General features: G+C 63.8%; 22 protein-coding genes. 11 read left to right on the plus strand and 11 right to left on the minus strand.

All coding sequences use genetic code 11. The features are described 5' to 3' along the window. Positions 1-7 precede the first annotated feature (7 nt). Together asd and GHT07_RS13365 are read left to right on the plus strand one after the other, a co-directional pair. The gene (gene asd / locus GHT07_RS13360; RefSeq protein ID WP_153585601.1) at positions 8-859 is read left to right on the plus strand and encodes an archaetidylserine decarboxylase; all 852 of its coding nucleotides are present in this window, start codon (positions 8-10) and stop codon (positions 857-859) included. A gap of 89 nt (positions 860-948) precedes the next feature. Then, positions 949-1,287 (plus strand): hypothetical protein, encoded by a 339-nt coding sequence (locus GHT07_RS13365; RefSeq protein ID WP_153585602.1) that lies wholly within the window; start codon positions 949-951, stop codon positions 1,285-1,287. A 25-nt stretch (positions 1,288-1,312) separates the two neighbouring features. Here the strand turns inward: GHT07_RS13365 and GHT07_RS13370 are convergent, their stop codons facing one another. After that, positions 1,313-2,806, minus strand: coding sequence for an AMP nucleosidase (locus GHT07_RS13370; RefSeq protein WP_153585603.1), 1,494 nt, complete (start codon positions 2,804-2,806; stop codon positions 1,313-1,315). Positions 2,807-2,967: 161 nt separating this feature from the next. Here GHT07_RS13370 and GHT07_RS13375 point away from each other — a divergent pair, with 161 nt between their 5' ends. After that, a complete protein-coding gene (locus tag GHT07_RS13375; protein ID WP_153585604.1) occupies positions 2,968-3,228 on the plus strand; it encodes a hypothetical protein in 261 nt (86 codons plus the stop codon). 109 nt (positions 3,229-3,337) lie between these two features. After that, positions 3,338-3,676, plus strand: a complete 339-nt coding sequence (locus GHT07_RS13380) for a hypothetical protein (protein WP_153585605.1) — start codon at positions 3,338-3,340, stop codon at positions 3,674-3,676. On the opposite strand, the gene GHT07_RS13385 is transcribed toward GHT07_RS13380, so the two are convergent. Then, positions 3,657-4,580: a LysR family transcriptional regulator gene (locus GHT07_RS13385; protein WP_153585606.1), complete on the minus strand. Its 924-nt coding sequence runs from the start codon at positions 4,578-4,580 to the stop codon at positions 3,657-3,659. The two genes, GHT07_RS13380 and GHT07_RS13385, sit on opposite strands and share 20 nt — an antisense overlap. 113 nt (positions 4,581-4,693) lie before the next feature. On the opposite strand from GHT07_RS13385, the gene GHT07_RS13390 reads away from it, so the two are divergent. From GHT07_RS13390 to GHT07_RS13410, 5 genes are read left to right on the plus strand one after another with little or no spacing between them, the layout of a single operon-like run. Beyond that, entirely contained in the window at positions 4,694-5,332 is a 639-nt protein-coding gene (locus GHT07_RS13390) for a glutathione S-transferase family protein (protein ID WP_153585607.1), read from the plus strand. After that, the gene (locus tag GHT07_RS13395; RefSeq protein WP_153585608.1) at positions 5,329-6,303 is read left to right on the plus strand and encodes a pyridoxamine 5'-phosphate oxidase family protein; all 975 of its coding nucleotides are present in this window, start codon (positions 5,329-5,331) and stop codon (positions 6,301-6,303) included. Before GHT07_RS13390 ends, GHT07_RS13395 begins: the two co-directional genes overlap by 4 nt. 14 nt (positions 6,304-6,317) lie before the next feature. After that, complete coding sequence (locus tag GHT07_RS13400) at positions 6,318-7,124, plus strand: MlaE family ABC transporter permease (RefSeq protein WP_323740931.1); 807 nt, start codon at positions 6,318-6,320, stop codon at positions 7,122-7,124. A gap of 8 nt (positions 7,125-7,132) precedes the next feature. After that, positions 7,133-8,116: an MlaD family protein gene (locus GHT07_RS13405; protein WP_153585609.1), complete on the plus strand. Its 984-nt coding sequence runs from the start codon at positions 7,133-7,135 to the stop codon at positions 8,114-8,116. After that, positions 8,113-8,766, plus strand: a complete 654-nt coding sequence (locus GHT07_RS13410) for a hypothetical protein (protein WP_153585610.1) — start codon at positions 8,113-8,115, stop codon at positions 8,764-8,766. The genes GHT07_RS13405 and GHT07_RS13410 overlap by 4 nt, the downstream gene beginning before the upstream one ends. On the opposite strand, the gene GHT07_RS13415 is transcribed toward GHT07_RS13410, so the two are convergent. Then, positions 8,750-9,262, minus strand: coding sequence for a winged helix-turn-helix transcriptional regulator (locus GHT07_RS13415; RefSeq protein WP_153585611.1), 513 nt, complete (start codon positions 9,260-9,262; stop codon positions 8,750-8,752). The genes GHT07_RS13410 and GHT07_RS13415 overlap by 17 nt on opposite strands. Positions 9,263-9,320: 58 nt before the next feature. Between GHT07_RS13415 and GHT07_RS13420 the strand changes: the two genes are divergently transcribed. Then, positions 9,321-9,917, plus strand: a complete 597-nt coding sequence (locus GHT07_RS13420) for a nuclear transport factor 2 family protein (RefSeq protein ID WP_194792935.1) — start codon at positions 9,321-9,323, stop codon at positions 9,915-9,917. Positions 9,918-10,006: 89 nt separating this feature from the next. Here GHT07_RS13420 and GHT07_RS13425 read toward each other — a convergent pair whose 3' ends face one another. The 8 genes from GHT07_RS13425 to GHT07_RS13460 all read right to left on the minus strand — a co-directional run bounded on the left by GHT07_RS13425 (position 10,007) and on the right by GHT07_RS13460 (position 20,307). Beyond that, positions 10,007-10,468 (minus strand): histone H1-like DNA-binding protein, encoded by a 462-nt coding sequence (locus GHT07_RS13425; RefSeq protein ID WP_153585613.1) that lies wholly within the window; start codon positions 10,466-10,468, stop codon positions 10,007-10,009. Positions 10,469-10,670: 202 nt separating this feature from the next. Next, positions 10,671-11,726 carry a ribonucleotide-diphosphate reductase subunit beta gene (locus tag GHT07_RS13430; RefSeq protein WP_395687615.1) on the minus strand — a complete coding sequence of 352 codons (1,056 nt, stop codon included), beginning with the start codon at positions 11,724-11,726 and terminating at the stop codon, positions 10,671-10,673. Positions 11,727-12,034: 308 nt separating this feature from the next. Beyond that, positions 12,035-14,941 carry a ribonucleoside-diphosphate reductase subunit alpha gene (locus tag GHT07_RS13435; RefSeq protein WP_153585615.1) on the minus strand — a complete coding sequence of 969 codons (2,907 nt, stop codon included), beginning with the start codon at positions 14,939-14,941 and terminating at the stop codon, positions 12,035-12,037. A 524-nt stretch (positions 14,942-15,465) separates the two neighbouring features. Further along, the gene (gene ampD, locus GHT07_RS13440) at positions 15,466-16,101 is read right to left on the minus strand and encodes a 1,6-anhydro-N-acetylmuramyl-L-alanine amidase AmpD (RefSeq protein WP_153585616.1); all 636 of its coding nucleotides are present in this window, start codon (positions 16,099-16,101) and stop codon (positions 15,466-15,468) included. Next, positions 16,085-17,569, minus strand: a complete 1,485-nt coding sequence (locus GHT07_RS13445; protein ID WP_153585617.1) for a sigma-54-dependent transcriptional regulator — start codon at positions 17,567-17,569, stop codon at positions 16,085-16,087. The genes ampD and GHT07_RS13445 overlap by 17 nt, the downstream gene beginning before the upstream one ends. Next, complete coding sequence (locus GHT07_RS13450; protein WP_456151239.1) at positions 17,569-19,269, minus strand: sensor histidine kinase; 1,701 nt, start codon at positions 19,267-19,269, stop codon at positions 17,569-17,571. The genes GHT07_RS13445 and GHT07_RS13450 overlap by 1 nt, the downstream gene beginning before the upstream one ends. Before the next feature lies 1 nt (position 19,270). After that, positions 19,271-19,507 (minus strand): PP0621 family protein, encoded by a 237-nt coding sequence (locus GHT07_RS13455; protein ID WP_153585619.1) that lies wholly within the window; start codon positions 19,505-19,507, stop codon positions 19,271-19,273. Beyond that, positions 19,504-20,307: a cytochrome C assembly family protein gene (locus GHT07_RS13460; protein WP_153585620.1), complete on the minus strand. Its 804-nt coding sequence runs from the start codon at positions 20,305-20,307 to the stop codon at positions 19,504-19,506. Before GHT07_RS13460 ends, GHT07_RS13455 begins: the two co-directional genes overlap by 4 nt. A gap of 80 nt (positions 20,308-20,387) precedes the next feature. On the opposite strand from GHT07_RS13460, the gene ffh reads away from it, so the two are divergent. Continuing rightward, complete coding sequence (ffh, locus tag GHT07_RS13465) at positions 20,388-21,770, plus strand: signal recognition particle protein (protein ID WP_153585621.1); 1,383 nt, start codon at positions 20,388-20,390, stop codon at positions 21,768-21,770. The last annotated feature ends 25 nt before the right edge of the window (positions 21,771-21,795 follow it).

The following is a 21,795-nucleotide window of genomic DNA, read 5'->3' on the forward strand; positions in this document are numbered from 1 at the left end:
CGGCTCCATGAGTACCCGCCTGTCCGTCGTTCCCCAGTATCTCCTTCCCAAGCGCGCGCTGACCGTTTTTGCCGGTGCTGTCGCGAACATGAAGGGGGGTGCGCTCACCCACTGGATCATCCGTAACTTCATTGGCAAGTACAAGGTCAACATGGCCGAAGCGGCCAACCCGGACCCGGCCAGTTACGCCTCGTTCAACGAGTTCTTCACGCGGCCCTTGCGCGAAGGCGCACGGCCCATTGCCGATGCGCCGCTGATCTGCCCGGTGGACGCCGCCATCAGCCAGTTCGGCCCCATCGAGCACGACCAGATTTTCCAGGCCAAGGGCCACAGCTATTCCACACGCGCGCTGGTCGGTGGCGACCAGCAGCTCGCGCACCAGTTCGATCACGGCCACTTCGCCACGCTGTACCTCGCGCCCAAAGACTATCACCGCATCCACATGCCGTGCGACGGCCGCCTCACGCGGATGATCTATGTGCCCGGCGACTTGTTCTCGGTGAACCCGCTGACGGCGCGGCACGTGCCCAGCCTGTTCGCGCGCAATGAGCGCGTGGTGTGCGTGTTCGACACGGCGTTCGGCCCGTTCATCAATGTGCTGGTCGGCGCGACAATCGTCGGCAGCGTGGCGACGGTATGGCACGGCGTCGTGAATCCGCCGCGCACGCGTGACGTTCGCGAGTGGCGCTATGACGACCAGAACATCGTGCTGAAGCAGGGCGAAGAGATGGGCCGCTTCCTGCTGGGCTCGACCGTTGTCATGCTGTTTCCGAAGAACGTCGTGACGTTCAATGGCGACTGGCAGCCGACCAGGCCGGTGCGGCTGGGCGAGGCGATGGGGACCATTGCTCAGGCGTGATGTGCATGCGCGCTCCGGCCGGCTGTGCCTCTTCCCTCCGGGCACGAATCTGGCTATAACTTCCGTCTGGTTACCAAGGAAGACGCGCCATGCACTACCGTTGCCCGCAGTGCTCGAAGATCTTGAACGTGCCCAAGCTGTTTTTCAGCGACATCTCGGCTTGCAAGTCGTGCGGCCAGAAAGTGATGCTGGGGGACTTCCTGGCGTTCTTCATGGCAGCCGTGTCGATGCTGGTCATGGCATTGAGCGCGCTGTACCTCATTACCCTGACGATCTCCGATCCGATCATCTCCGGTGGCTACGCACTATCAATAGGCATGGTCACAGGCATCGTCGTGCTCGTGCTGCTCGGGCGCGCCGTGCGGTTCAAGAGCATGGCGAACAAGCATGCCCCCAGCCAGAAAGCGCCGCTGGACGCCGAGGCCTGAGGCATCCGCCGCCCTGTGGCGGGCCCTACTGAAACGCCACTTCGTCGAAGCTTCGCAGCTTGCGTGAATGCAGCCGCTGGCTGCCTTCGGCGCGCAGGATGTCAATGGCCCGCATGCCAATGCGCAAGTGCTGGTCCACCCGCTCGCGATAGAAATGATTCGCCATGCCCGGCAGCTTGATCTCGCCATGCAGCGGCTTGTCGCTCACGCACAGCAGCGTGCCGTAAGGCACCCGGAAGCGAAAGCCGTTCGCTGCAATCGTGGCGCTTTCCATATCGAGCGCCACGGCGCGGCTCTGGCTGAAGCGCCGCTGCGGCTCGTTGCCGGGCAAGAGCTCCCAGTTGCGGTTGTCCGTGCTCGCCACGGTGCCTGTGCGCATGATGCGTTTGAGGTCGGGGCCTGCAAAGCCTGTCACGTCGGCCACGGCCTGCTCAAGTGCGACCTGGATTTCGGCGAGCGCCGGGATGGGCACCCACAGCGGCAGTTCTTCATCCAGCACGTGGTCTTCGCGCACATAGGCATGCGCCAGCACGTAGTCGCCTAGCTGCTGGCTGCTGCGCAAGCCCGCGCAGTGGCCGAGCATCATCCACGCATGCGGGCGCAGCACGGCGATGTGATCGGTGATCGTCTTGGCGTTGGCAGGGCCGACGCCAATGTTCACCATCGTGATGCCACTGCGGTCGGCCCGCATGAGGTGATAGGCCGGCATCTGCGGCAGGCGCGGCGGCGCGGCACCCAGGCTGTCGGCAGGCTCTGCGGGCAGGCCTGTACGCCGCGTGACCACATTGCCCGGCTCCACGAAGGCGATATAGGGGCTGTCGGGGTTGGCCATTTCGGCATGGCCGAGCCGCACGAATTCGTCGATATAGAACTGGTAGTTGGTGAACAGCACGAAGTTCTGCGTCCAGTCGGGCGCGCTGCCCGTGTAGTGGCGCAGCCGGTGCAGCGAATAGTCCACTCGCGCGGCGGTAAAGAGCGCCAGCGGATGCGACTCGCCGGGCCGCGCGTGCTGCGAGCCGTTGGCAATGCCGTCGTCCATCGCGCCCAGGTCGGGCAGGTCGAACAGGTCACGCATCAGCTGGCGCCGCTCGGGTGTGAGCGAGCCTTCGACGTGGTCGTTCTCGGCGAACGAAAAATGCACGGGAATGGGCTGTGTGCTGGTGCCGACTTCGAGCTCGACGCCGTGGTTCAGCCGCAGCAGCCGGAACTGTTCCAGGTAGTAGCTCGCGTACAGGTCGGGCCGTGTCAGCGTGGTTTCATAGCGGCCCGCTGCCGACACGAATCCGTACGACAAGCCGGAATTTTCAAGCAGGTTCTGCGGCGCGCCGGTGTCGGTGTGGATGCGCACGAAGGGGTAGCAGGCGCGCACGTGGCCCGGCAGGGCTTCGCCGGCGACGAAGCGGTGCATGGCATCGCGAAGGTGGTTGATCTGCTGGGTGTAGATCGCCTGCACCTGCTCGAGCGCGGCCTGTGGATCGGTGTGCCTCGTGGGTGCGATGAAGGGCGGCATGTAGGGCATGAGCCGGATTGTGCCTGCGCCTTGCGTGCTGGCCGGCGGGCTCATTTTGTGCGGATGCGCAAGCGTCCTACAGGGCGTGAAGAACGGTCCTGACGTTACAAATCGGGTGCAGGGGCGACAGTGCGTTCATCACAACGAACCATGCACTGGAGCCGAGCGACATGAGAACCGAGACGTTGGCAAACAACCCCTTCGCACTGATGATGGACCCGGCAGCGGTTCGCGCCATGATCGACCAATCCGAAGAGCTCGGCGCTTTGAGCCAGCGCCAGTGCCATCCCCTCGATCGCGCGGTGATCCGCAGTGCGAGTGCAGAGCTGGCGGCCTACGACGCGAAGATCGACCGCACCACCGTTTACCTCCCGCCTGACGAAGACAAGGCGCCCGTGGTTCGCACCCCGCAACTCGAGTCGATCAACTGATTCAGCCCGCAGGCACCCTTACTGTGAAGAAGTCACAACTTCGCGGGTGCTAGTTCGTTCAGCCGCGGCCAGGCTTGCTCCTACAGTCGGGAAACGTTGGAGGTATTGCATGGGCCAGCGCCTTTTCATTTACGTGGCGGTCGCCATTTCGCTGGGCGTGATCTCGCCCGAGATCGCCCGCGTATTCGACCTGACCGTCACGCACGATCATTCAGGTCTTTTCTACTGGTGGTTCATTGGGGCGCCTGCCGTCGTCGACAGGCTTGTCGGCGTGGGTGACGACATGCGGCTCGTCCTGTGGAGCGCTACGTTCTCGGTCATGTACCTGTGCCTCTTCGCCGCCGTGAGTGTTGCCATGGGCGCAGTGCAGACCTTCCTGCACCGCAATGACGATCGCAGCAAGGCCTTCGACGCCGCCGCCACGCAGTTCACGCAGCACGACTGGTAGTGTTGAGCGGGCCTTGCCTGAACGCTGTCAGGTCGTTGCGAATCCAGTCGATGAACACGCGCGTTCGTGCGGGCAGCAGCCTTGCATGCGGATAGACGATGCTGATGGGCCGCGCGGGTCTTTCAAACGATTCCAGAACAATCTTCAGCTGCCGTGTCGCCAGGTAAGGCGCAACCTGGTATGAGAAGAACATGCCGAAGCCGGCGCCTGCCGCGCACGCCTGCACGGCCGGCAGCACGTGGTTGAACTCCAGGTTGCCCTTGACGGCCACCCGGAACGTCCGCCCGCTTTCCTGGAAGTCGCCCCACTGCTGCTGCGCAGGCGACAGGTTGCGTATGCAGTTGAAGCGCTGCAGGTCGCGTGGATGCTTCGGCGTGCCGTGCTTTCGCAGGTAAGCGGGCGTGGCAACGACCACGCGGCGGATGTGGCCGAGCGGCTGTGACACGAGCGACGAATCCTCCAGCGTGCCGATGCGAATGCCCAGGTCGATGCCTTCTTCGAGCAGGTTGACCACGCGGTCGAGCAGCACCAGGCTGCAGCGCATCTTGTCGTGCTGCTGCACAAAGCGCGTGACGCATGGCGCCACATGCATCTGGCCGAACAGCACGGGCGCGGTGATCGTGAGGTGGCCGGCAGGCTCTGTGGCACCGGCGGTGAGCGACGCCTCTGACTCCTCCAGTGCGGCGAGTACTTGCCGCGAATTCTCAAGGTGGAGCTTGCCTTCTTCCGTGAGGGAAATGCGGCGTGTGGTCCGGTTGAACAGGCGCACGCCAAGCGCGGCCTCGTAGGCAGCCAGTGCCCGCACCACGGCGGGCAGGGACGAGCCCATTTGCCGCGCCGCAGCGGTGAGGCTGCCCTCGTCGGCGATCTGCACGAACGTCTGCATGGCCTTGAATTTGTCCATGCCCCGATTAATCCATAAAACGCAGCAGTTTTGTGCAGATGGCGGCATTGATCCATCTGCATGCAGCAAACACAATCGGGCCTTCAACCACAACAACCCTGCCAGGAGCCCCCATGACCGCACCCAAGCCGCAACAGCCGATCCGCCTGCACACCCTCGACATTTCGGGCCACTGCCACCGGGTGGAAATGTTCCTGGCGATGCTGGATCTGCCTTATGAACTCGTCACGGTGGACATGATGAAAGGCGCGCACAAGCGGCCTGAATTCCTCGCGCTGAATCCGTTTGGCCAGGTGCCCGTGATCGAAGACGGCGACGTGGTGCTGGCTGACTCCAACGCGATCCTGGTGTATCTGGAAAGCAAATACGGCACGGGCCAGTGGCTGCCGCGCGACCCGTTGGGGGCAGCACGCGTGCAGCGCTGGCTCTCGGCCGCGGCTGGCTTGCTGGCTTTTGGCCCGGCGGCGGCACGCGCAGCCGTGATCTTCAAGCGCCCCGACGATCCGGCGCCGGCCCTTGCCCGTGCAACTCGGCTGCTCGATGTGATGGAGCTGGAGTTGAAGGATTCGCCGTTCCTGGTCAATGGCCAGCCGACGCTCGCCGACGTCGCGCTGTACAGCTATGTGGCACGTGCGCCGGAGGGCAATATTTCGTTGGAGCCGTATCCGAATGTGCGCGCGTGGCTGGCTCGCATCGAGGCGCTGCCGCGCTTTGTTCCCATGGTCGTCACGAAGGTGGGGATGGCAGCATGAACACGGTGGCACGCGCGTCATTTCATGAAGGCGAGCGGACGCTGCAAAAGCGCGCTGGCTCGCACGACATGCTTGCCGAAGTCGGCCCGCACGTGATCCGCGAGTTCATGCCGCAGCAGCACCGCGATTTTTTTTCGCTGCTGCCGTTCATCGTCATCGGCGCTGTCGATGCAGGTGGCCAGCCCTGGGCTTCGGTGATCGCAGGGCCAGCCGGTTTTGTTGCGTCGCCGCGCGACGATCTCTTGCAGATAGCGGCGCTGCCACTCGCGCAGGACCCGGTTGCCGCCTCGATGGTGCCGGGCCAGCGCGTCGGCTTGCTGGGCATCCAGCCGCACACGCGCAGACGCAATCGCGCGAACGGCCGCATCGACATCGTTGATGCAAGCGGCTTCACCGTGCATGTGGAACAGAGCTTCGGCAATTGCCCGAAGTACATCCAGGCGCGCGAGGTGGCGTATGTGCCGGATACCGCCCGGGTGTCAACGCGCGAATCGATGACGGGGCTCGACGCGCAGGCCAGGCAATTCATTGCAGCGGCCGACACGTTCTTCATTGCCACGGCGCACCCTCAGTCGCAAGGCAGTGATGACCCGGCACACGGCGTTGATGTGTCGCACCGCGGCGGCAAGCCGGGGTTTGTGCATGTCGATGCGTCGGGCAGCGTGTTGACCGTGCCCGACTTCACGGGCAACGCGTTCTTCAACACCTTGGGCAACCTGCTGGTCAATCCACGTTGCGGCCTGGTGTTCATCGACTACGCCACGGGCGACTTGTTGCATGTGGCCGCACGCGGCGAGATCGTGACGGACCCGCAGGCAGTGGATGCATTTGCCGGCGCGCAGCGGCTGGTGCGGTTGCATGTTGAAGCGGTGGTTCGCCGCCGCCGGGCCGTGGCTTTGAAGTGGGGTGCCGCAACACTGTCGCCGCATCTCGCGCCGACAGGAAACTGGGGCGCAAGCGCGCAGTCCTGACCTATCATGGCGCGGTGAATGCGCCTTCACTTACTCACCATCACTGGCTTGGCCATGCGGCGCTGGCGCCGCTGCGCTGGCTGCTGGGCTGGTGGCGTATCGTGTTCTTTGGCGCGACGATTCTCGTGCTGGCCCTGGCGCCCTCCAGCTATGTTCCCAAGACGCGCAGCGCGCTGATCCGCCATCTCTACCTCGACACCGCGCCCATTCTTGCCTGGTTCACGGTGCTGTGCGCCTTGCTCACTTTGGTGATCACGCGCATCGTGATCGTCACGGCAGTGAGCTACGGGCTGTCGCAGTATGCGCTCGAGATGGTGATCCGCGTGCTGGTGCTTGAACTGATTCCGCTCACAGCGGCACTGTTTGTTGCATTGCGCTGCACGATACCGAACGGCGCCATGCTCGCAACCATGCGCAAGGCCGGCCGCTTCGATGAATTGAGCCGCGCGGGCGAGGACCCTGTCGTGACGCAGGTGCTGCCGCGTGCACTGGCCGGCATCTACGCCACGATCACGCTGGCTGCGCTCAGCTGCGTGGTGGCGCTGGTGATTGCCTATTTCGCGGTATACGGCGCATCGACAGCCGGCCTGCCCGCTTACACGCGCGTGTTCGGCCACATCTTCAATCCGGCCGTCGCGCTGATCTTCGGGCTCAAGACATTGCTGTTCAGCCTGGCCGTCTCGGTCATCCCGATGGCGTCGGGCCTGTACGACATCGAAGGCGATGGCTCGCGCGAGAGCGCGGCACTGCAGGGCCTGGTGCGCATGTTCGCCGTGTTGCTGATTCTGGAAGCCGTGTCGCTGGCCGGTAACTACGCCTGATACCCCCTATGTCTGATCTACCGAACGTCACGCCCCTTGCCAAGTCCGAGCCGGCGGCCCAGCCTGTTGCGCACCTTGAATTCAAGGCCGCGCTGCTGCTGATCTTCACAGTGGTGCTGATTGCGGGATCTATCCTGTTCCTGCTGCATGCCCGTGGCGCATTTGAGCCAACACAGAGCCTCGTGCTGGTCACCGACGACTCCGAGGGCGTGATCGTCGGCATGGACATGACGTTCTCTGGCTTTCCGATTGGCCGCGTCCGCAAGGTGGAGCTGGCCAAGACGGGCAACGTCAATATCGTGGTGGACGTCGCGAAGAAGGATGCGCACTGGCTTCGCACGACAAGCGTGTTCACGCTCGTGCACGGGCTGGTGGGTGGCACGACGATCAAGGCCTACAGCGGCATCCTCACCGACCCACCGCTGCCGGACGACGCCGAGCGCCCCGTGCTGCGCGGTGATGCAACTGCCGAGTTGCCGCGCGTGCTGGCAGCTGCGCGCGAGACGCTTGAAAACATGAGCGCCATGACCGCGCAAGACGCGGCGCTACGCACGTCGATCGCCAACCTGCGCGAAGTCACCGAGCGCATGAAAGGCCCGCGCGGCGCGCTGGGCGCGGTGTTCGGCAACGAAACCGATGCGCAGAAGCTGGTCACGGCGCTCGAGCGTGCGAACACGTTGCTCGCCAGGCTCGATGCCATGGCGGGCAAGGCCGATGCGCAGGTGTTCGGCCCGGAGGGCGTGATGAAGGACGCTCGCGCGTCCATGCAGCAGCTGAACGCGCTGCTCACCGACACGCGCGCGAGCCTGAAGAAAGTCGATGCCGTGCTGGTCGAAGCACAGGGCATCAGCTCGAATGTGCGGGGCGCGACGACTGACCTGGGCGCGCTGCGTGCCGACGTGGAGGCCAACCTTCGTAAGGTGGAGGGAATGATCAACGAGCTCAATCGCAAGTGGCCGTTCGCCAAAGATACCGAGGTGAAGCTGCCATGAAGCGCATTGACCTGCTGGCTCTCGCCGCTGCTGCGGTGCTCACGGCCGCGTGTGCAAGCAAGCCCGTCGCGCCTGACTGGCAGATCAACGCGCAGGGCGCGCTCGAGCGCTACGTGAAGGCGTACATGGCGGGCAATACGCGCGTTGAAGGCGCGGAGTTCGATCGCGCGCTGGGTGAGCTGCGTAGCACCGGGCAACCGGGCCTGGTGGCACGCGCTGAACTCACGCGTTGCGCGGCGCAAGTTGCAAGCCTGGTGCTCGATCCGTGTACCGGCTTTGACCGGTTGCGCGACGACGCGCCAGCGCCCGAGCGTGCTTATGCAGATTTTCTGGCGGGGCGCATTGCGCCGCCGGACGCCGCATTGCTGCCCGCGCAGTATGTCGCGGTGGCCCACGGCGGCGACGCAGCAGCGCTGCAGGCAATCACCGATCCGGTCTCGCGCCTGATTGCGGCGGGCGTGCTGTTCCGCACGGGCCGCGCCTCACCGCAGGTGCTGGCCATTGCGAGCGACACGGCGTCGCAGCAAGGATGGCGGCGCCCGCTGCTCGCCTGGCTTGGCGTGCAGGCACAGCGCGCTGAAGCGGCAGGAGCAATTCACGAGGCTGCGAGCATCCGGCGGCGGATGGCGCTCGTTACGGGCGGCTCGTGAGATAGCGCCCCACGCGCGCCGTTCCCGGACCCGATCGTGCGCCCGGGCCCGGCAGGAACGTGAGATCGGCCAGTGCCAGCGGTTCGCGGCACACCGAACAACTGGGCACAGCCGCAGTCACTTCGCCGCATGACTTGTGCACGACCATCACCGGCTGCTGGCCGGGCTCAGTCGCCCATTTGTCGCCCCAGGCCATGAGCGACAGGATCACCGGATACAAGTCGCGGCCCTTGGGCGTGAGCCGGTATTCCCACGAGCGTGCGTCGTCCGGCGCAACGTCGCGCTCGACGATGCCGGCATCGAGCAGCCGTTTCAGGCGAGCGGCCAGCATGTTCGATGCAATGCCCAGGTCTTCGCGGATGTCGTCGTAGCGGCTCATGCCGGCGAAGAGGTCGCGCACGATCAGCAGCGTCCACCACTCGCCAACAACGTCGAGCGCGCGCGCGATCGAGCAGCTGAAATCCGAGAATCCGGGCGCCGTCTTTTTTGCTTGCATTTTAAAAGCTATCTGGTTTAATTCACTTTTATTATGCAAGCCATCAGGAGGGCTGTCGATGATCCGCTACTTCACAGAGCGCAAACTGCGCGCGATTTTTGCGGCCGTGAGCGCAGGTAACTTCTGGCCGATGATCGATGCGCTGGCCGATCGCTTTGTCTATCGCTTCGAAGGTGATTCGCCGATCGGCGGTGTGCGCACCCGCCGCGAGAGCATGCAGCTGTGGTGGGAGCGGATGTATCGCCTTTTCCCCGGCTTTTCGATCGTGGTGCGCGATGTGGCCGTAGCCGGATGGCCCTGGGACCTGCGCATCCACACCCGCCTGGAATTCCGCATGCCAATGCAAGACGGCACGATCTACCGCAACGACGTGATGCAGCTGATGCGCATGCGCTGGGGCAAGGTGGATGACGTGCACACGATCGAAGACACGCAGCGTTGTGTGCGGCTCCTGGCGTGGATGGCGCAGCAGGGCAAAGCCGAAGCGAGTGCACCGCCGATTACCGACTTGCCATGGCCCGAATCAGGCCCTTTCATGGGAGGCAAGCCTGCATTTGCTTCCAGACCCCCGCAGGGACACCTGGGGCGACCGGAGCGAAGCGCAGGACGCCCGCACCTTGCGAGGGATCCGGCTTTGCCGGTCCCGACCAACTAATCAAACCACCTGAAAAACACGCAGTGTTTTTCAGGTGACTCATAAAAAAACCCGACGCACTGCGCCGGGTTTTCGAGAGGCTTGGCCCCTTAAGGCTTGGAAGCCGTCGGGAAAGGCCAGGCGGCCTGCGGGTTCAGCGTTGTCTGCGCCGCCGGCGCTGCTGGGGCTGCCGCTGGGGCTGCCTTCGCTACGGGCTTGGGGGCAGCAGGCTTTTTCGCAGCTTTCTTGGCTGGCTTTTTCGCAGCCTTCTTGGCAGCCTTTTTCGCAGGCGCCTTTTTGGCTGCTTTCTTGGCTACCTTCTTGGCAGCCTTTTTCTTGGCAGGGGCCTTCTTGGCAGCGGCTTTCTTCGCCGGAGCCTTCTTTGCCGCGGCCTTTTTCGCCGGAGCCTTCTTCGCTGCCGCCTTCTTGGCCGGAGCCTTCTTGGCAGCGGCCTTCTTCGCCGGAGCCTTCTTTGCCGCGGCCTTTTTCGCCGGAGCCTTCTTTGCTGCCGCCTTCTTGGCCGGAGCCTTCTTCACAGCCTTCTTGGCGGCCGGTTTTTTCGCAGTTGCCATTTTCATATCTCCTGTACAAGTTGATCAATCATCAACAAGAGTCACCCCGCGCTTGTTGGTTGCGCAGAGAGATTCATGAAGTTGGGCGGAATTGCCCAGCCGCATGAACACCGTTGTCCGTCGTGCCTTTGGCTCTGTTGGCCATGGAGGTCACCACGAACGAATCACGAACCCGTACTACTTCACTACCGCAGTTGCCAAATCAGTCCCATGAAAGCGCGCCACCGGTCTGGTATTCGATCACGCGGGTCTCAAAGAAATTGCGCTCTTTCTTCAGGTCAATCATCTCGCTCATCCACGGGAACGGGTTTTCCTCGTTCGGGAAGAGCGTTTCCAGGCCGATCTGCGTCGCGCGACGATTCGCGATGTAGCGCAGGTAGCCCTTGAACATGGACGCGTTCATGCCGAGCACACCGCGCGGCATGGTGTCTTCGGCGTAGCGGTATTCGAGCTCGACGGCCTTCTGGAACAGCAGCTTGATCTCCGCCTTGAATTCGGCCGTCCAGAGGTTCGGGTTCTCGAGCTTGAGCTGGTTGATCAGGTCGATGCCGAAGTTGCAGTGCATTGACTCGTCGCGCAGGATGTACTGGTACTGTTCGGCAGCGCCTGTCATCTTGTTCTGGCGGCCGAGCGCCAGGATCTGCGTGAAGCCGACGTAGAAGAAGAGGCCCTCCATCAGGCAGGCGAAGACGATGAGCGACTTCAGCAGCGTCTGGTCGGCCTCGTGCGTGCCAGTGTGGAAGTTCGGGTCGCTGATGGCCGAGATGAACGGGATCAGGAATTCGTCCTTGTCGCGGATCGACTGGACTTCGTTGTAGGCATTGAAGATCTCGCCTTCGTCCAGGCCGAGCGACTCGACGATGTACTGGTAGGCGTGCGTGTGGATCGCTTCTTCAAAGGCCTGACGCAACAGGAATTGCCGGCACTCGGGCGCGGTGATGTGGCGATACGTGCCGAGCACGATGTTGTTGGCAGCGAGCGAATCGGCCGTGACGAAGAAGCCGAGATTGCGCTTGATGATGCGGCGCTCGTCTTCGGTCAGACCGTTCGGGTCTTTCCACAAGGCGATGTCGCGGTTCATGTTCACTTCCTGCGGCATCCAGTGATTGGCGCAGGTGGCCAGATATTTTTCCCAGGCCCACTTGTACTTGAACGGTACGAGCTGGTTGACGTCGGTCTGGCCGTTGATGATGCGCTTGTCTGCGGCATTCACGCGGCGATGCGCGGCGGGTGCAGTCACAGGAGCGGGGGATGTCATGACGGGCGCCGACGAAAACACCGGTTGCACATTCGCGGCCGATGCAAACGGTCGCAGTGCAGGATGTGTCAGAGAGTCGCGTGCCTCACGGTTCGTTTGCGTTGAACCGATGTCTTGCTTTGGCGATGTGGGCGTGACTTCTTCGTCCCAGGTCAGCATAAGTTTTCCAATGCTCGAATTATGTGAGCAGTGATGCGAATTGAAAAGTGTCCGTTCACATCACTGCATGATTTTGTTGCTCAATTGCATCGCGATCTGTCGGAGAACACCGACAAAAAAATTGCGATGCGCCGCTCAAAAAATTTCGCTCACTGACACGCTTCGCATCCGGGGTCATCGATCGCGCAGAACTTGATGTCGGTCGCAGGTGCTGCTGCATTCATCTGCGCTTGCGCTGCTGCTGCCGCTGCTTCAAGCGCGCTCATGCCGCCTTGCGTTCCACCCGAAGACACTGCGTTCAAGCGGCCCGATTGCACAGTGGATTTCTCGGCGTGCGTCGCGCTCGTCGTGCGCAGGTAATACGTCGTCTTCAAGCCGCGCAGCCATGCGAGCTTGTACGTGTCGTCAAGCTTCTTGCCCGATGCGCCGGCCATGTAGATGTTGAGCGACTGTGCCTGGTCGATCCATTTCTGGCGGCGCGCAGCTGCTTCAACCAGCCACACCGGCTCGACTTCGAACGCCGTGGCGTACAGGGCCTTGACCTCTTGCGGCACGCGGTCGATCGGGCGCAGCGAGCCGTCGAAGTGCTTGAGGTCCATGACCATCACGTCGTCCCACAAGCCAAGGCGCTTCAAGTCGCGCACGAGGTAGTGGTTGATCACGGTGAACTCGCCCGAGAGGTTCGACTTCACCGAGAGGTTGCCAAAGCACGGCTCGATCGACGCGTCCACGCCGATGATGTTCGAGATGGTGGCTGTCGGTGCGATGGCGACGCAATTGCTGTTGCGCATGCCGTCCTGGGCGATCTTCTTGCGCAGGGCGTCCCAGTCGAGCGAGGATGAGCGGTCAACTTCCACGTAACCGCCGCGTGCAGTGGTCAGCAGGTCGAGCGTGTCGAGCGGCAGGATGCCCTTGTCCCAGAGAGAGCCCTTGTAGCTCGAGTATTTGCCGCGTTCCTTGGCGAGCTCGGTCGATGCCCAGTACGCGTGGTAGCACACGGCTTCCATCGACTTGTCGGCAAATTCCACTGCCTGCTGCGAGGCATAGGGAATGCGCAGTTCATACAGCGCATCCTGGAAGCCCATGATGCCCAGGCCGACCGGGCGATGGCGCATGTTGGAGTCGCGCGCCTTTTTCACGGCGTAGTAGTTGATGTCGATCACGTTGTCGAGCATGCGCATGGCCGTCTTGATGGTGCGCTGCAGCTTTTCGTGATCGACGGCGCCGTCTTTCAGGTGCTGCAACAGGTTCACGGAACCCAGGTTGCACACAGCTGTTTCCGTGTCGCTCGTGTTCAGCGTGATTTCGGTGCAGAGGTTGGACGAGTGCACGACGCCCGTGTGCTGCTGGGGCGAGCGGATGTTGCACACATCCTTGAACGTGATCCAGGGGTGGCCGGTCTCGAACAGCATCGAGAGCATCTTGCGCCACATGTCAGTGGCCTGCAGCGTGCGCGAAGGCTTGATCTCGCCGCGACGCGCCTTCTCTTCATAGGCGATGTAGGCCTTCTCGAAATCGGCACCGAACTTGTCGTGCAGGTCAGGCACGTTGGAGGGCGAGAACAACGTCCACTCGCCCTTTTCCATGACGCGGCGCATGAACAGGTCGGGAATCCAGTTGGCCGTGTTCATGTCGTGCGTGCGGCGGCGGTCGTCGCCGGTGTTCTTGCGCAGCTCCAGGAATTCCTCGATGTCGAGGTGCCACGTTTCAAGATACGTGCAGACCGCGCCCTTGCGCTTGCCGCCCTGGTTCACGGCGACGGCCGTGTCGTTGACGACTTTCAGGAAAGGCACGACACCTTGCGATTCGCCGTTGGTGCCCTTGATATGCGAGCCGAGTGCGCGCACACGCGTCCAGTCGTTGCCCAGGCCGCCCGCGAACTTCGACAGCAGCGCGTTTTCCTTGATGGATTCGTAGATGCCGTCCAGGTCGTCCGGCACGGTGGTGAGGTAGCACGACGACAGCTGCGAGCGCAGCGTGCCGCTGTTGAACAGCGTGGGCGTCGAAGACATGAAGTCGAAGCTCGACAGCACTTCATAGAACTCGATGGCGCGCGCTTCGCGGTCGATCTCGTTGAGGGCCAGGCCCATGGCCACGCGCATGAAGAAGGCCTGCGGCAGTTCGATGCGCGTCTTGCGCAGGTGCAGGAAGTAGCGGTCATACAGCGTCTGCAGGCCGAGGTAGTCGAATTTCAGGTCGCGGTCGGCCTTGAGCGCAGCGCCGAGTTTCTTCAGGTCATATTGAAGGAGCTTCTCGTCGAGCAGTTCGTTCTCGACGCCCTTCTTGATGAAGCCGGGGAAGTAGTCGGCGTAGCTGCCGGCCATTTCGGCGGGCGGCAGGTCGCGGCCCAGCACTTCCTTGAAGATCGTGTGCAGCAGCAGGCGTGCGGTGGCGTAGGTGTAGTCAGGATCTTTCTCGATCAGCGTGCGGGCCGCGAGGATCGAGGCCTTGTACACCTCGTCCATCGGGACGCCGTCGTACAGGTTGCGCATCGTCTCGGCGAGGATCGGCTCGGGCTTCACGTCGGCGCCGAGGTTCTGGCAGGCCGAGGTGATGAGGGCCTTGAGGTGAGCCATGTCGAGCGGCACGCGCTGGCCGCCGTCGATCACGTGCAGCTCAGGTGCCTTGGGCGCTTCGGTCTGGTGTTGTTTGGCACGCTCTTGCGTGCGGCGCTCACGATAGAGCACATAGGCGCGCGCGATTTCATGGTGGCCGCCGCGCATGAGGCCAAGCTCGACAGAGTCTTGCACGTCTTCAATATGGAACGTGCCGCCGCCCGGGCGCGAGCGCACCATGGCGCGGATGACGGCCTGTGTGAGCTGGTCGACTGTCTCGCGCACCGAAGCAGACGCGGCGCCCTGCGTGCCATGCACAGCCAGGAACGCTTTCATCATGGCGATGGCGATCTTGTTCGGCTCGAACGGCACGACGGCGCCGTTGCGGCGAATGATCTGGTAATTCGCCAGCGAGTTCGGTGCGGCCTGCGAATGTGGCTCAGCCTTCATCGAGGACAGGGCTGGTGACGTGTCTTGGTTCGCGGCGGCAACTGTTTGCATGGTCTTGAGGTCCTACGTGTTTTTCTTGAGTGGCAAAAGATATGCCCCTCGCGGGCAATTAGCTCGCGACGAGCGGTTGGTGGGGGGTGCCTGCAGGCACGTGTACGGTCAGTGCGGAAGAACGATCAACGCGAGCGGGACGGCAGGGCGTTGGCAGCTGGATCGAAATGGGACGGGACTGGAAACAAGAGATGCCGGACGGTTGCTGCGAACTGCATGGGTTTCGAGCGTTGCCATTATCAGATTCCTGTTCATTTCCGCCTCCGATCAGCGCATCACAGAGTGTACAGCCAAGCACTATAGATAGTGCTGAAACAATTGCAAGCCCCTACGGGTAGCGTTTACCCTTTTTTGTTGACCACAGGCTCCGGCGCGCCTGCTGACAGGAATTCCACAGAGATGTCCCCATGCCTGGGCCGCGGCGGAAGGCGGCTTCACAGTGAAAGCGCGAGCGTGCGCGGGCGGTGCCTAGCAAATAGGCAAATGGGGGAAAAAGTACCTCTGATGACGCGCGCTGTGTCGCGTTAGGTCACGCCACTTGCATCGGGAAACGCGTCGCGCTCCCAGCCCAGCCCGCGCTGGAGCGCGGCCCAGTCGAAGGCGCCACCGGGGTCGCCTTTGCGGCCGGGCGCAATGTGTTCATGCCCCGCGACATGCGCTATCGGGTAGCGCTGCGCCAGGGCGCAGGTGAGGTCGACGAGTGCTTCATACTGCGCCTGCTCGAAGGGCTCGCCCTCGACGCCTTCCAGCTCGATGCCGATGGAGTCGTCGTTGCAGTTGCTGCGCCCGCGCCAGGACGAGACGCCCGCATGCCAGGCTCTGTTGTCGCCACTGACAAACTGCCACAGCTCGCCGCCGCGCCTGATGTAGAAGTGCGACGAGACCTGCATGCCCTCGATCGACTTGAAGTACGGATGCGCATTCCAGTCGAGTGTGTTGGTGAACAGGCGCTGCACTTCGTCGCCGCCGTAGCAGCCCGGTGGCAGGCTGATCGAATGCACGACGACCAGGTCGATGTTTGCGCCTTCGGGTCGCGGGCCGAAGTTGGGTGAGTCGAGGCGGCGCGCAAAGTTGTACCAGCCGCCCGTCCATAAGGCAGAGCCGCCAGGCGCAGCACCCGGTGCGCACGCCGGATGCAACTTGTCAGGCGGCGTCGCCATTCGCTTCATCGCCCGGCGCGGCAATCGCCAGCCGCGCGATGCGATAACGGATTTGCCGCAGTGACAGGCCCAGCCGCTGGGCCGCGGCAGTACGGTTGAAGCCGCTCTCGTGCAGCGCGCGCACAAGAATCTCGCGCTCCTGCTGGTCGAGAAACGCCTGCAAGTCGTCAGGCAGCGCCAGGGGCGCCGACGCTGAAGTCAGCGGCAGGCTCGATGGTGCCGGCGATGATGAGTCGGCCTCGCGCACGGGCAGCTGTGTCGGCGCGAAGTCCACCTGCAGTTCCTCGCCGTCGTAGAGCGCGACGGCGCGGTGCAGCAAGTTCTCGAGCTCGCGCACGTTGCCCGTGAGCGGATGCCCGATCAACTGCGTGCAGATTGCCTGCGACAGCACAGGCGTCGGCATGCCCGACTCCTGCGCGATCCGGGTGAGCAGCGCCTGGCACAACTCCGGCAGGTCTTCGCGGCGCTCGCGCAGCGGTGGCACCAGGATCTCGATCACGTTGAGCCGGTAATACAAGTCCTGGCGGAACAGGCCCGCGTGCACGTCGGCAGCGAGGTCGCGGTGGGTGGCGCTCACGATGCGCACGTCGACGATGTCCTCCTGCGTGGAGCCCAGCGCCCGCACGGAACGCTCCTGGATCGCGCGCAGCAGCTTCGATTGCATGGCAAGCGGCAGGTCGCCGATTTCGTCGAGAAACAGAGTGCCGCCACGTGCGGCCTGGAAATAGCCTTCGCGATCCGCAGCAGCGCCGGTGTAAGAGCCCTTCTTCGCGCCGAAGAACTCAGCCTCCAGCAGCGACTCGGGGATGGCGCTGCAGTTCACCGCGACAAACGGCCCTTCGCTGCGATGGCTGCAAGCATGCACCGCGCGTGCGACGAGTTCCTTGCCGGTGCCCGACTCGCCACGCACCAGCACAGGCGCCATGCTGCGCGCCACCTTGGCGATGCGCTCTTTGACGTCGCGCATGGAAGGTGAATTGCCGACGAGCCGCTCCAGCGCCAGCTGGCTGTTGGGCGGGCGATCTGCGGCTGCGGTGAGCGGCTGCTTGGCGATGCCGGGCGCTGTGCGAGGCCGTGCACCGGTACCGCCCGTCTCCTGGATGGCAGAGGCGACCACCGTGCGGAACTGCTTGAGATCGACCGGCTTGGTGAGGTAGTCGAACGCGCCGGCCTTCAGTGCCTCGACCGCGTTTTCTGCGGAGCCATAGGCCGTCATCACGATGCAGCGCTCTGTGCGCTGGCGCGCAAGCATGCGGTGAAGCAGCTCAAGGCCTTGCCCGTCGGGCAGGCGCATGTCCGTGATCACGGCGTCGAATTTCTTCGATTCGAGCTGTGCCCACGCCTCGGCCAATGACCCGGCTGCATCGACCCGATAACCCTCGCGCAGCAACGTGAGCTCGTAGAGCGTGCGCAGATCGGGCTCATCGTCGACGACGAGCACCTGGGCGGGGACGGGGGAGGAAGGCATCAGGCCGCCATTGTGTCAAACGAGGGCATACCCGCAAGTGGCCCTGCCGCTGCGAACGCCACGAAGAAGTCGTTGCCTTCGCGCGCTTGACCTGCGTTGCCGCCATTCACACGGCGGTAGCCCATCGTGGCGCCATGCCGCTCGCACAGCTCGCGGCAGATGTACAGGCCCAGGCCGCTGGAGCGGCTTTCAGAGGAAAAGAAGGGCTCGAACAGGTGCTCCTGCACGGTGGGCTCCAGCGGGCCGCCGTCGCTCCACACATGCAGCATGCGCTGGCCGTCCATCACGCTGGTGGTGACGCGAATCGAGTCGGGCTGGTCGTCTGCGTAGCGCAGTGCGTTGTCGAGCAGGTTCACGAGCACGCGGCGCAGGTGATCCGCTTCGAAGGGCACGCGCTCACCAGGCGCTGCGAGCGCGAGCTCAAGCCTTGCGCTGCTGCGGGTCTGCAGGCCCCAGTCAGTGCAGGTCGAGGCGACGTGCGGGTCGAGATCGAGCACCGTGCCGTGGATGCCGTCGTGATGGACGCGCGAGACATCGAGGATTTCATCGACGATCTGCGCCAGGCGCTGCGTGTTCTTTCGCACCAGCGAGGCGAGTTGCTTCTGGCCCGGATCAGTCAGGTCTTCTTCCATCAGCGCGTTGGCCTGTGCGATGGCCGCGAGCGGGTTGCGGAATTCGTGCGCGACAGCGGCTGACATGCGGCCCATCGCGGCGAGCTTCTCGGTGCGCAGCCGCGCTTCCATTTCGCGCAGGTCTTCCATGAAGATCACGCACAGGCTCTCATCTCCTTCGGAGTTCGTCAGCCGCGTGCGCACATAAATGCGGCGCGGGCTCGCGCCTGTTTCGTCAAAGGCGGCTTCACCGCGCATGGGGCTGCGCTGCTCGAACGTCCAGCGCGCGAGTTGCACCAGCGGTTGCCAGGCGGGCTGCGCGGTGAGGTTGAACACGGCGTTGCCGCCTGACTGCCCGAAGCCCAGCAGCGAGCGCGCGGCAGGGTTGGCCGCGCGCACGCTGCACTGCGCATCGACGATCAGGATGCCGTCGGTCAAGGACTCGATCACCAGCTCGTTCACCTGCGCCTGCACGCGCGCTGCCTGCTGCCCTTCACGTGCGGCGAGCTCTTCGCGCGCCAGACGCGAGGCGAGCTGGTTCACCATGAAAGCGAGTGCGAAGTAGCCGGTGCCGGTAAGCCCTGCCTGCAGGAACCGGGCAGCGGATTCGACCGGCGTGTGCAGCGACTGCACCCAGGCGTCTGTCAGCAGGATGAGCGTCACACCGGCTGCCGTGCCCAATGCAAGCAGCGCAGAGCCCAGCACCGCGCCCATCAATACCGGCAGTGCGAATAGCGGCGCGTAGTTGATGCCGCCGGCTTGCAGGAACTGCAGCGTCGAGAAAGCCACCAGGTCGACGCCGATCGTGGAGACCCACTGCGGATCGAACGCATGCCCGGGGGGCCTTTCGCGGCCAAGCACGCGCACCGCCAGTGCCGCTGCCAGGTAGGAAATGCACAGCGCCACCAGCCATTCACTGATATTGAGCGCGGGCGACATCGAGAACAGCGTGCCCAGCAGCAGCAGGAGCACGGTGGCGATCGCGACACGCGCGGTCATGAAGCCGCGCCACAAGCGCGCGAAAGCAGAGTTGAGTGTCAGCCCGCGGGCGCTGCTGTCCCAGCTCGGCGGGGCGGCATCGCTGGGCACTTCAGCTCCCGCCGCGTTGGCGATGCTCGGCGCAGCAATACATCAGGCCGCCGGGTCCGGGCAAGGCGTCGGTGCGCGGCAGATGCACCGAACACACCGGGCAGCTCACCATGTCTTCTGGCGGCGCGACCCTGGCCTGCGGCTGGGCGCCTGGGGCGCCGCGCTGGCTGCTGCCGCGCTTGCCGCGCAGCAGCCAGACCACCGCGAGCACGACCGCAACCAGGATGACGAACTTCACGATGACGTGCGCCCCAGGATGACTTCGAGCACGAAGCGCGAACCTGCGTAGCCCAACAGCAGCAGGATCGAGCCGATATAGAGCCAGCGCACGGCCCGGCGGCCGCGCCAGCCGAACTTCCAGCGGCCCACCAGCAGCGTGGCAAACACCAGCCACGCCAGCACGGAGAACACGGCCTTGTGGTCCCACTTCATGCCGTGGCCAGGGCCGTAGATGGTTTCCGAGAAGAAGATGCCGGCTGCCAGCGTTGCCGACAGCAGCACGAACCCGGCCATCGCGAAGCGGAACGTGAGCCGCTCGAGCGTGAGCAGCGGCAAGCCGGCCCGCGGATCGGCCGCGGCGCGGATGCTGCGCTCGGCGCGTGTCATGAGCCACGCGTGAATCACCGCGGCTGCAATGAGCCCATAGGATGAGATGCCAAGCGCCCAGTGCAAAGGCAGCCACGGCGATGCGCTGTGCAGTTCGCTGCCCGGAAACACCATCGCGAGAATCACGGCAGCTGCGCCGAGGCTGGCAACGGCCCAGCGCGCTTCAAGTTGCGGGAACATTTCACGCTCGATGGCGTAGACCGTCAGGACGAGCCAGGCCGTGACTGAAAGCGCGGGCGCGAAGCCGAAGCGGGGCGTCTCGCCCATCAGTCCCCAGGCGAGGACGGACGCATGGAGCAGCCATGCAACGATCAGCGTCAGGCGCGACGCTGCGTTGGACAGATGCCGTGCACCGACGGCCGGAACGGCATAAGCGGCGGCGGTGGACAGGGCCATCACCATGCTTGCTGCGGAGGCACTCGCTAGTATCATGGCAGCAGTTTAGCGTTCAGCGTTGTGCGTTGAGCGAATTCCCGCTAAACGCCCCACGCTCAACGCTCAACCTTCCCCCCATGGCCTCCGCTCTCACCGACAAACTCTCGCAACTCGCCAAGGAAATCCGCGGCCAGGCCCGAATCACCGAAACCAACGTGCAGGACATGCTGCGCGAGGTTCGAATGGCGTTGCTCGAAGCCGATGTCGCGCTGCCCGTCGTGCGCGACTTCATCGCGCGCGTCAAGGAGAAGGCGCTCGGGCAGGAGGTGATGGGATCGCTCTCGCCCGGCCAGGCGCTGGTGGGCATCGTCAACCGCGAGCTCGCCGCCACCATGGGCGAGGGCATTGCCGACATCAACCTGGCAGCGCAGCCGCCCGCCGTGATCCTGATGGCTGGCCTGCAGGGCGCGGGCAAGACGACGACTACCGCCAAGCTCGCCAAGCACCTGATCGAAAAGCGCAAGAAGAAAGTGCTGACGGTTTCTGGCGACGTGTACCGCCCGGCGGCCATCGAGCAGTTGAAAACCGTGACGGCGCAAGCGGGCGCGCAATGGTTTCCGAGCACGCCCGACCAAAAACCGGTCGACATCGCGCGCGCTGCGCTGGACTTCGCGCGCAAGCAGTACTTCGATGTGCTGCTCGTTGACACGGCAGGCCGCCTCGCGATCGACGAAGCGCTGATGGCGGAAATCAAGGAACTGCATGCGGCGTTGAACCCGGTCGAGACGCTCTTCGTCGTCGATGCGATGCAGGGCCAGGACGCGGTGAACACGGCCAAGGCCTTCAAGGAAGCACTGCCGCTCACCGGCATCATCCTCACGAAGATGGACGGCGATTCGCGCGGCGGCGCGGCGCTGTCGGTGCGGCAAGTCACTGGCGCGCCGATCAAGTTCGCGGGCGTGAGCGAAAAGCTCGATGGCCTGGAAGTGTTCGACGCCGAGCGTCATGCGGGTCGCATCCTGGGCATGGGCGACATCGTCGCGCTGGTCGAGCAAGTCACGGCCGGTGTCGACATCGCTGCGGCGCAAAAACTCGCTGCCAAGGTCAAGAGCGGTGAAGGGTTTGACCTGAACGACTTCCTCTCGCAGATCCAGCAGATGAAGAGCATGGGCGGCCTGTCGAGCCTGCTCGACAAGATGCCGGCGCAGATGCAGGCCAAGACCAGCGGCGTCGACATGGACAAGGCCGAGAAAGACATCAAGCGCAAGGAAGGCATCATCCAGAGCATGACGCCGCTGGAGCGCCGCAAGCCCGAGTTGATCAAGGCCACCCGCAAGCGCCGCATTGCCGCCGGCGCCGGTGTGCACGTTCAGGAAGTCAATCGCCTGCTCAATGAATTCGGCCAGATGCAGGACATGATGAAGAAGATGAAGGGCGGCGGCCTCATGAAGATGATGAAGCGCATGGGCGGCATGGCCGGCATGGGCGGCGGCAAGGGAATGCCGAAGCTTCCTTTTTAGCGCTATCTGTTCCCTCCCCCTCTGG

The organism is Caenimonas koreensis DSM 17982, assembly GCF_009646335.1.
In the GTDB taxonomy this organism is placed as follows: domain Bacteria; phylum Pseudomonadota; class Gammaproteobacteria; order Burkholderiales; family Burkholderiaceae_C; genus Ramlibacter; species Ramlibacter koreensis.

Excerpts from the sequence above, each read along its gene's own strand:
- GHT07_RS13405 (WP_153585609.1), top strand. The coding sequence starts at position 7,133 with ATGTCTGATCTACCGAACGTCACGCCCCTTGCCAAGTCCGAGCCGGCG.
- GHT07_RS13415 (WP_153585611.1), bottom strand. The coding sequence starts at position 9,262 with ATGCAAGCAAAAAAGACGGCGCCCGGATTCTCGGATTTCAGCTGCTCG.
- GHT07_RS13410 (WP_153585610.1), top strand. The coding sequence starts at position 8,113 with ATGAAGCGCATTGACCTGCTGGCTCTCGCCGCTGCTGCGGTGCTCACG.
- ampD (WP_153585616.1), bottom strand. The coding sequence starts at position 16,101 with ATGGCGACGCCGCCTGACAAGTTGCATCCGGCGTGCGCACCGGGTGCT.
- GHT07_RS13425 (WP_153585613.1), bottom strand. The coding sequence starts at position 10,468 with ATGGCAACTGCGAAAAAACCGGCCGCCAAGAAGGCTGTGAAGAAGGCT.
- GHT07_RS13460 (WP_153585620.1), bottom strand. The coding sequence starts at position 20,307 with ATGATACTAGCGAGTGCCTCCGCAGCAAGCATGGTGATGGCCCTGTCC.
- GHT07_RS13370 (WP_153585603.1), bottom strand. The coding sequence starts at position 2,806 with ATGCCCTACATGCCGCCCTTCATCGCACCCACGAGGCACACCGATCCA.
- GHT07_RS13365 (WP_153585602.1), top strand. The coding sequence starts at position 949 with ATGCACTACCGTTGCCCGCAGTGCTCGAAGATCTTGAACGTGCCCAAG.
- GHT07_RS13430 (WP_395687615.1), bottom strand. The coding sequence starts at position 11,726 with ATGACATCCCCCGCTCCTGTGACTGCACCCGCCGCGCATCGCCGCGTG.
- GHT07_RS13395 (WP_153585608.1), top strand. The coding sequence starts at position 5,329 with ATGAACACGGTGGCACGCGCGTCATTTCATGAAGGCGAGCGGACGCTG.
- GHT07_RS13375 (WP_153585604.1), top strand. The coding sequence starts at position 2,968 with ATGAGAACCGAGACGTTGGCAAACAACCCCTTCGCACTGATGATGGAC.
- GHT07_RS13435 (WP_153585615.1), bottom strand. The coding sequence starts at position 14,941 with ATGCAAACAGTTGCCGCCGCGAACCAAGACACGTCACCAGCCCTGTCC.
- GHT07_RS13390 (WP_153585607.1), top strand. The coding sequence starts at position 4,694 with ATGACCGCACCCAAGCCGCAACAGCCGATCCGCCTGCACACCCTCGAC.
- GHT07_RS13420 (WP_194792935.1), top strand. The coding sequence starts at position 9,321 with ATGATCCGCTACTTCACAGAGCGCAAACTGCGCGCGATTTTTGCGGCC.
- GHT07_RS13380 (WP_153585605.1), top strand. The coding sequence starts at position 3,338 with ATGGGCCAGCGCCTTTTCATTTACGTGGCGGTCGCCATTTCGCTGGGC.
- GHT07_RS13445 (WP_153585617.1), bottom strand. The coding sequence starts at position 17,569 with ATGCCTTCCTCCCCCGTCCCCGCCCAGGTGCTCGTCGTCGACGATGAG.
- ffh (WP_153585621.1), top strand. The coding sequence starts at position 20,388 with ATGGCCTCCGCTCTCACCGACAAACTCTCGCAACTCGCCAAGGAAATC.
- GHT07_RS13385 (WP_153585606.1), bottom strand. The coding sequence starts at position 4,580 with ATGGACAAATTCAAGGCCATGCAGACGTTCGTGCAGATCGCCGACGAG.
- asd (WP_153585601.1), top strand. The coding sequence starts at position 8 with ATGAGTACCCGCCTGTCCGTCGTTCCCCAGTATCTCCTTCCCAAGCGC.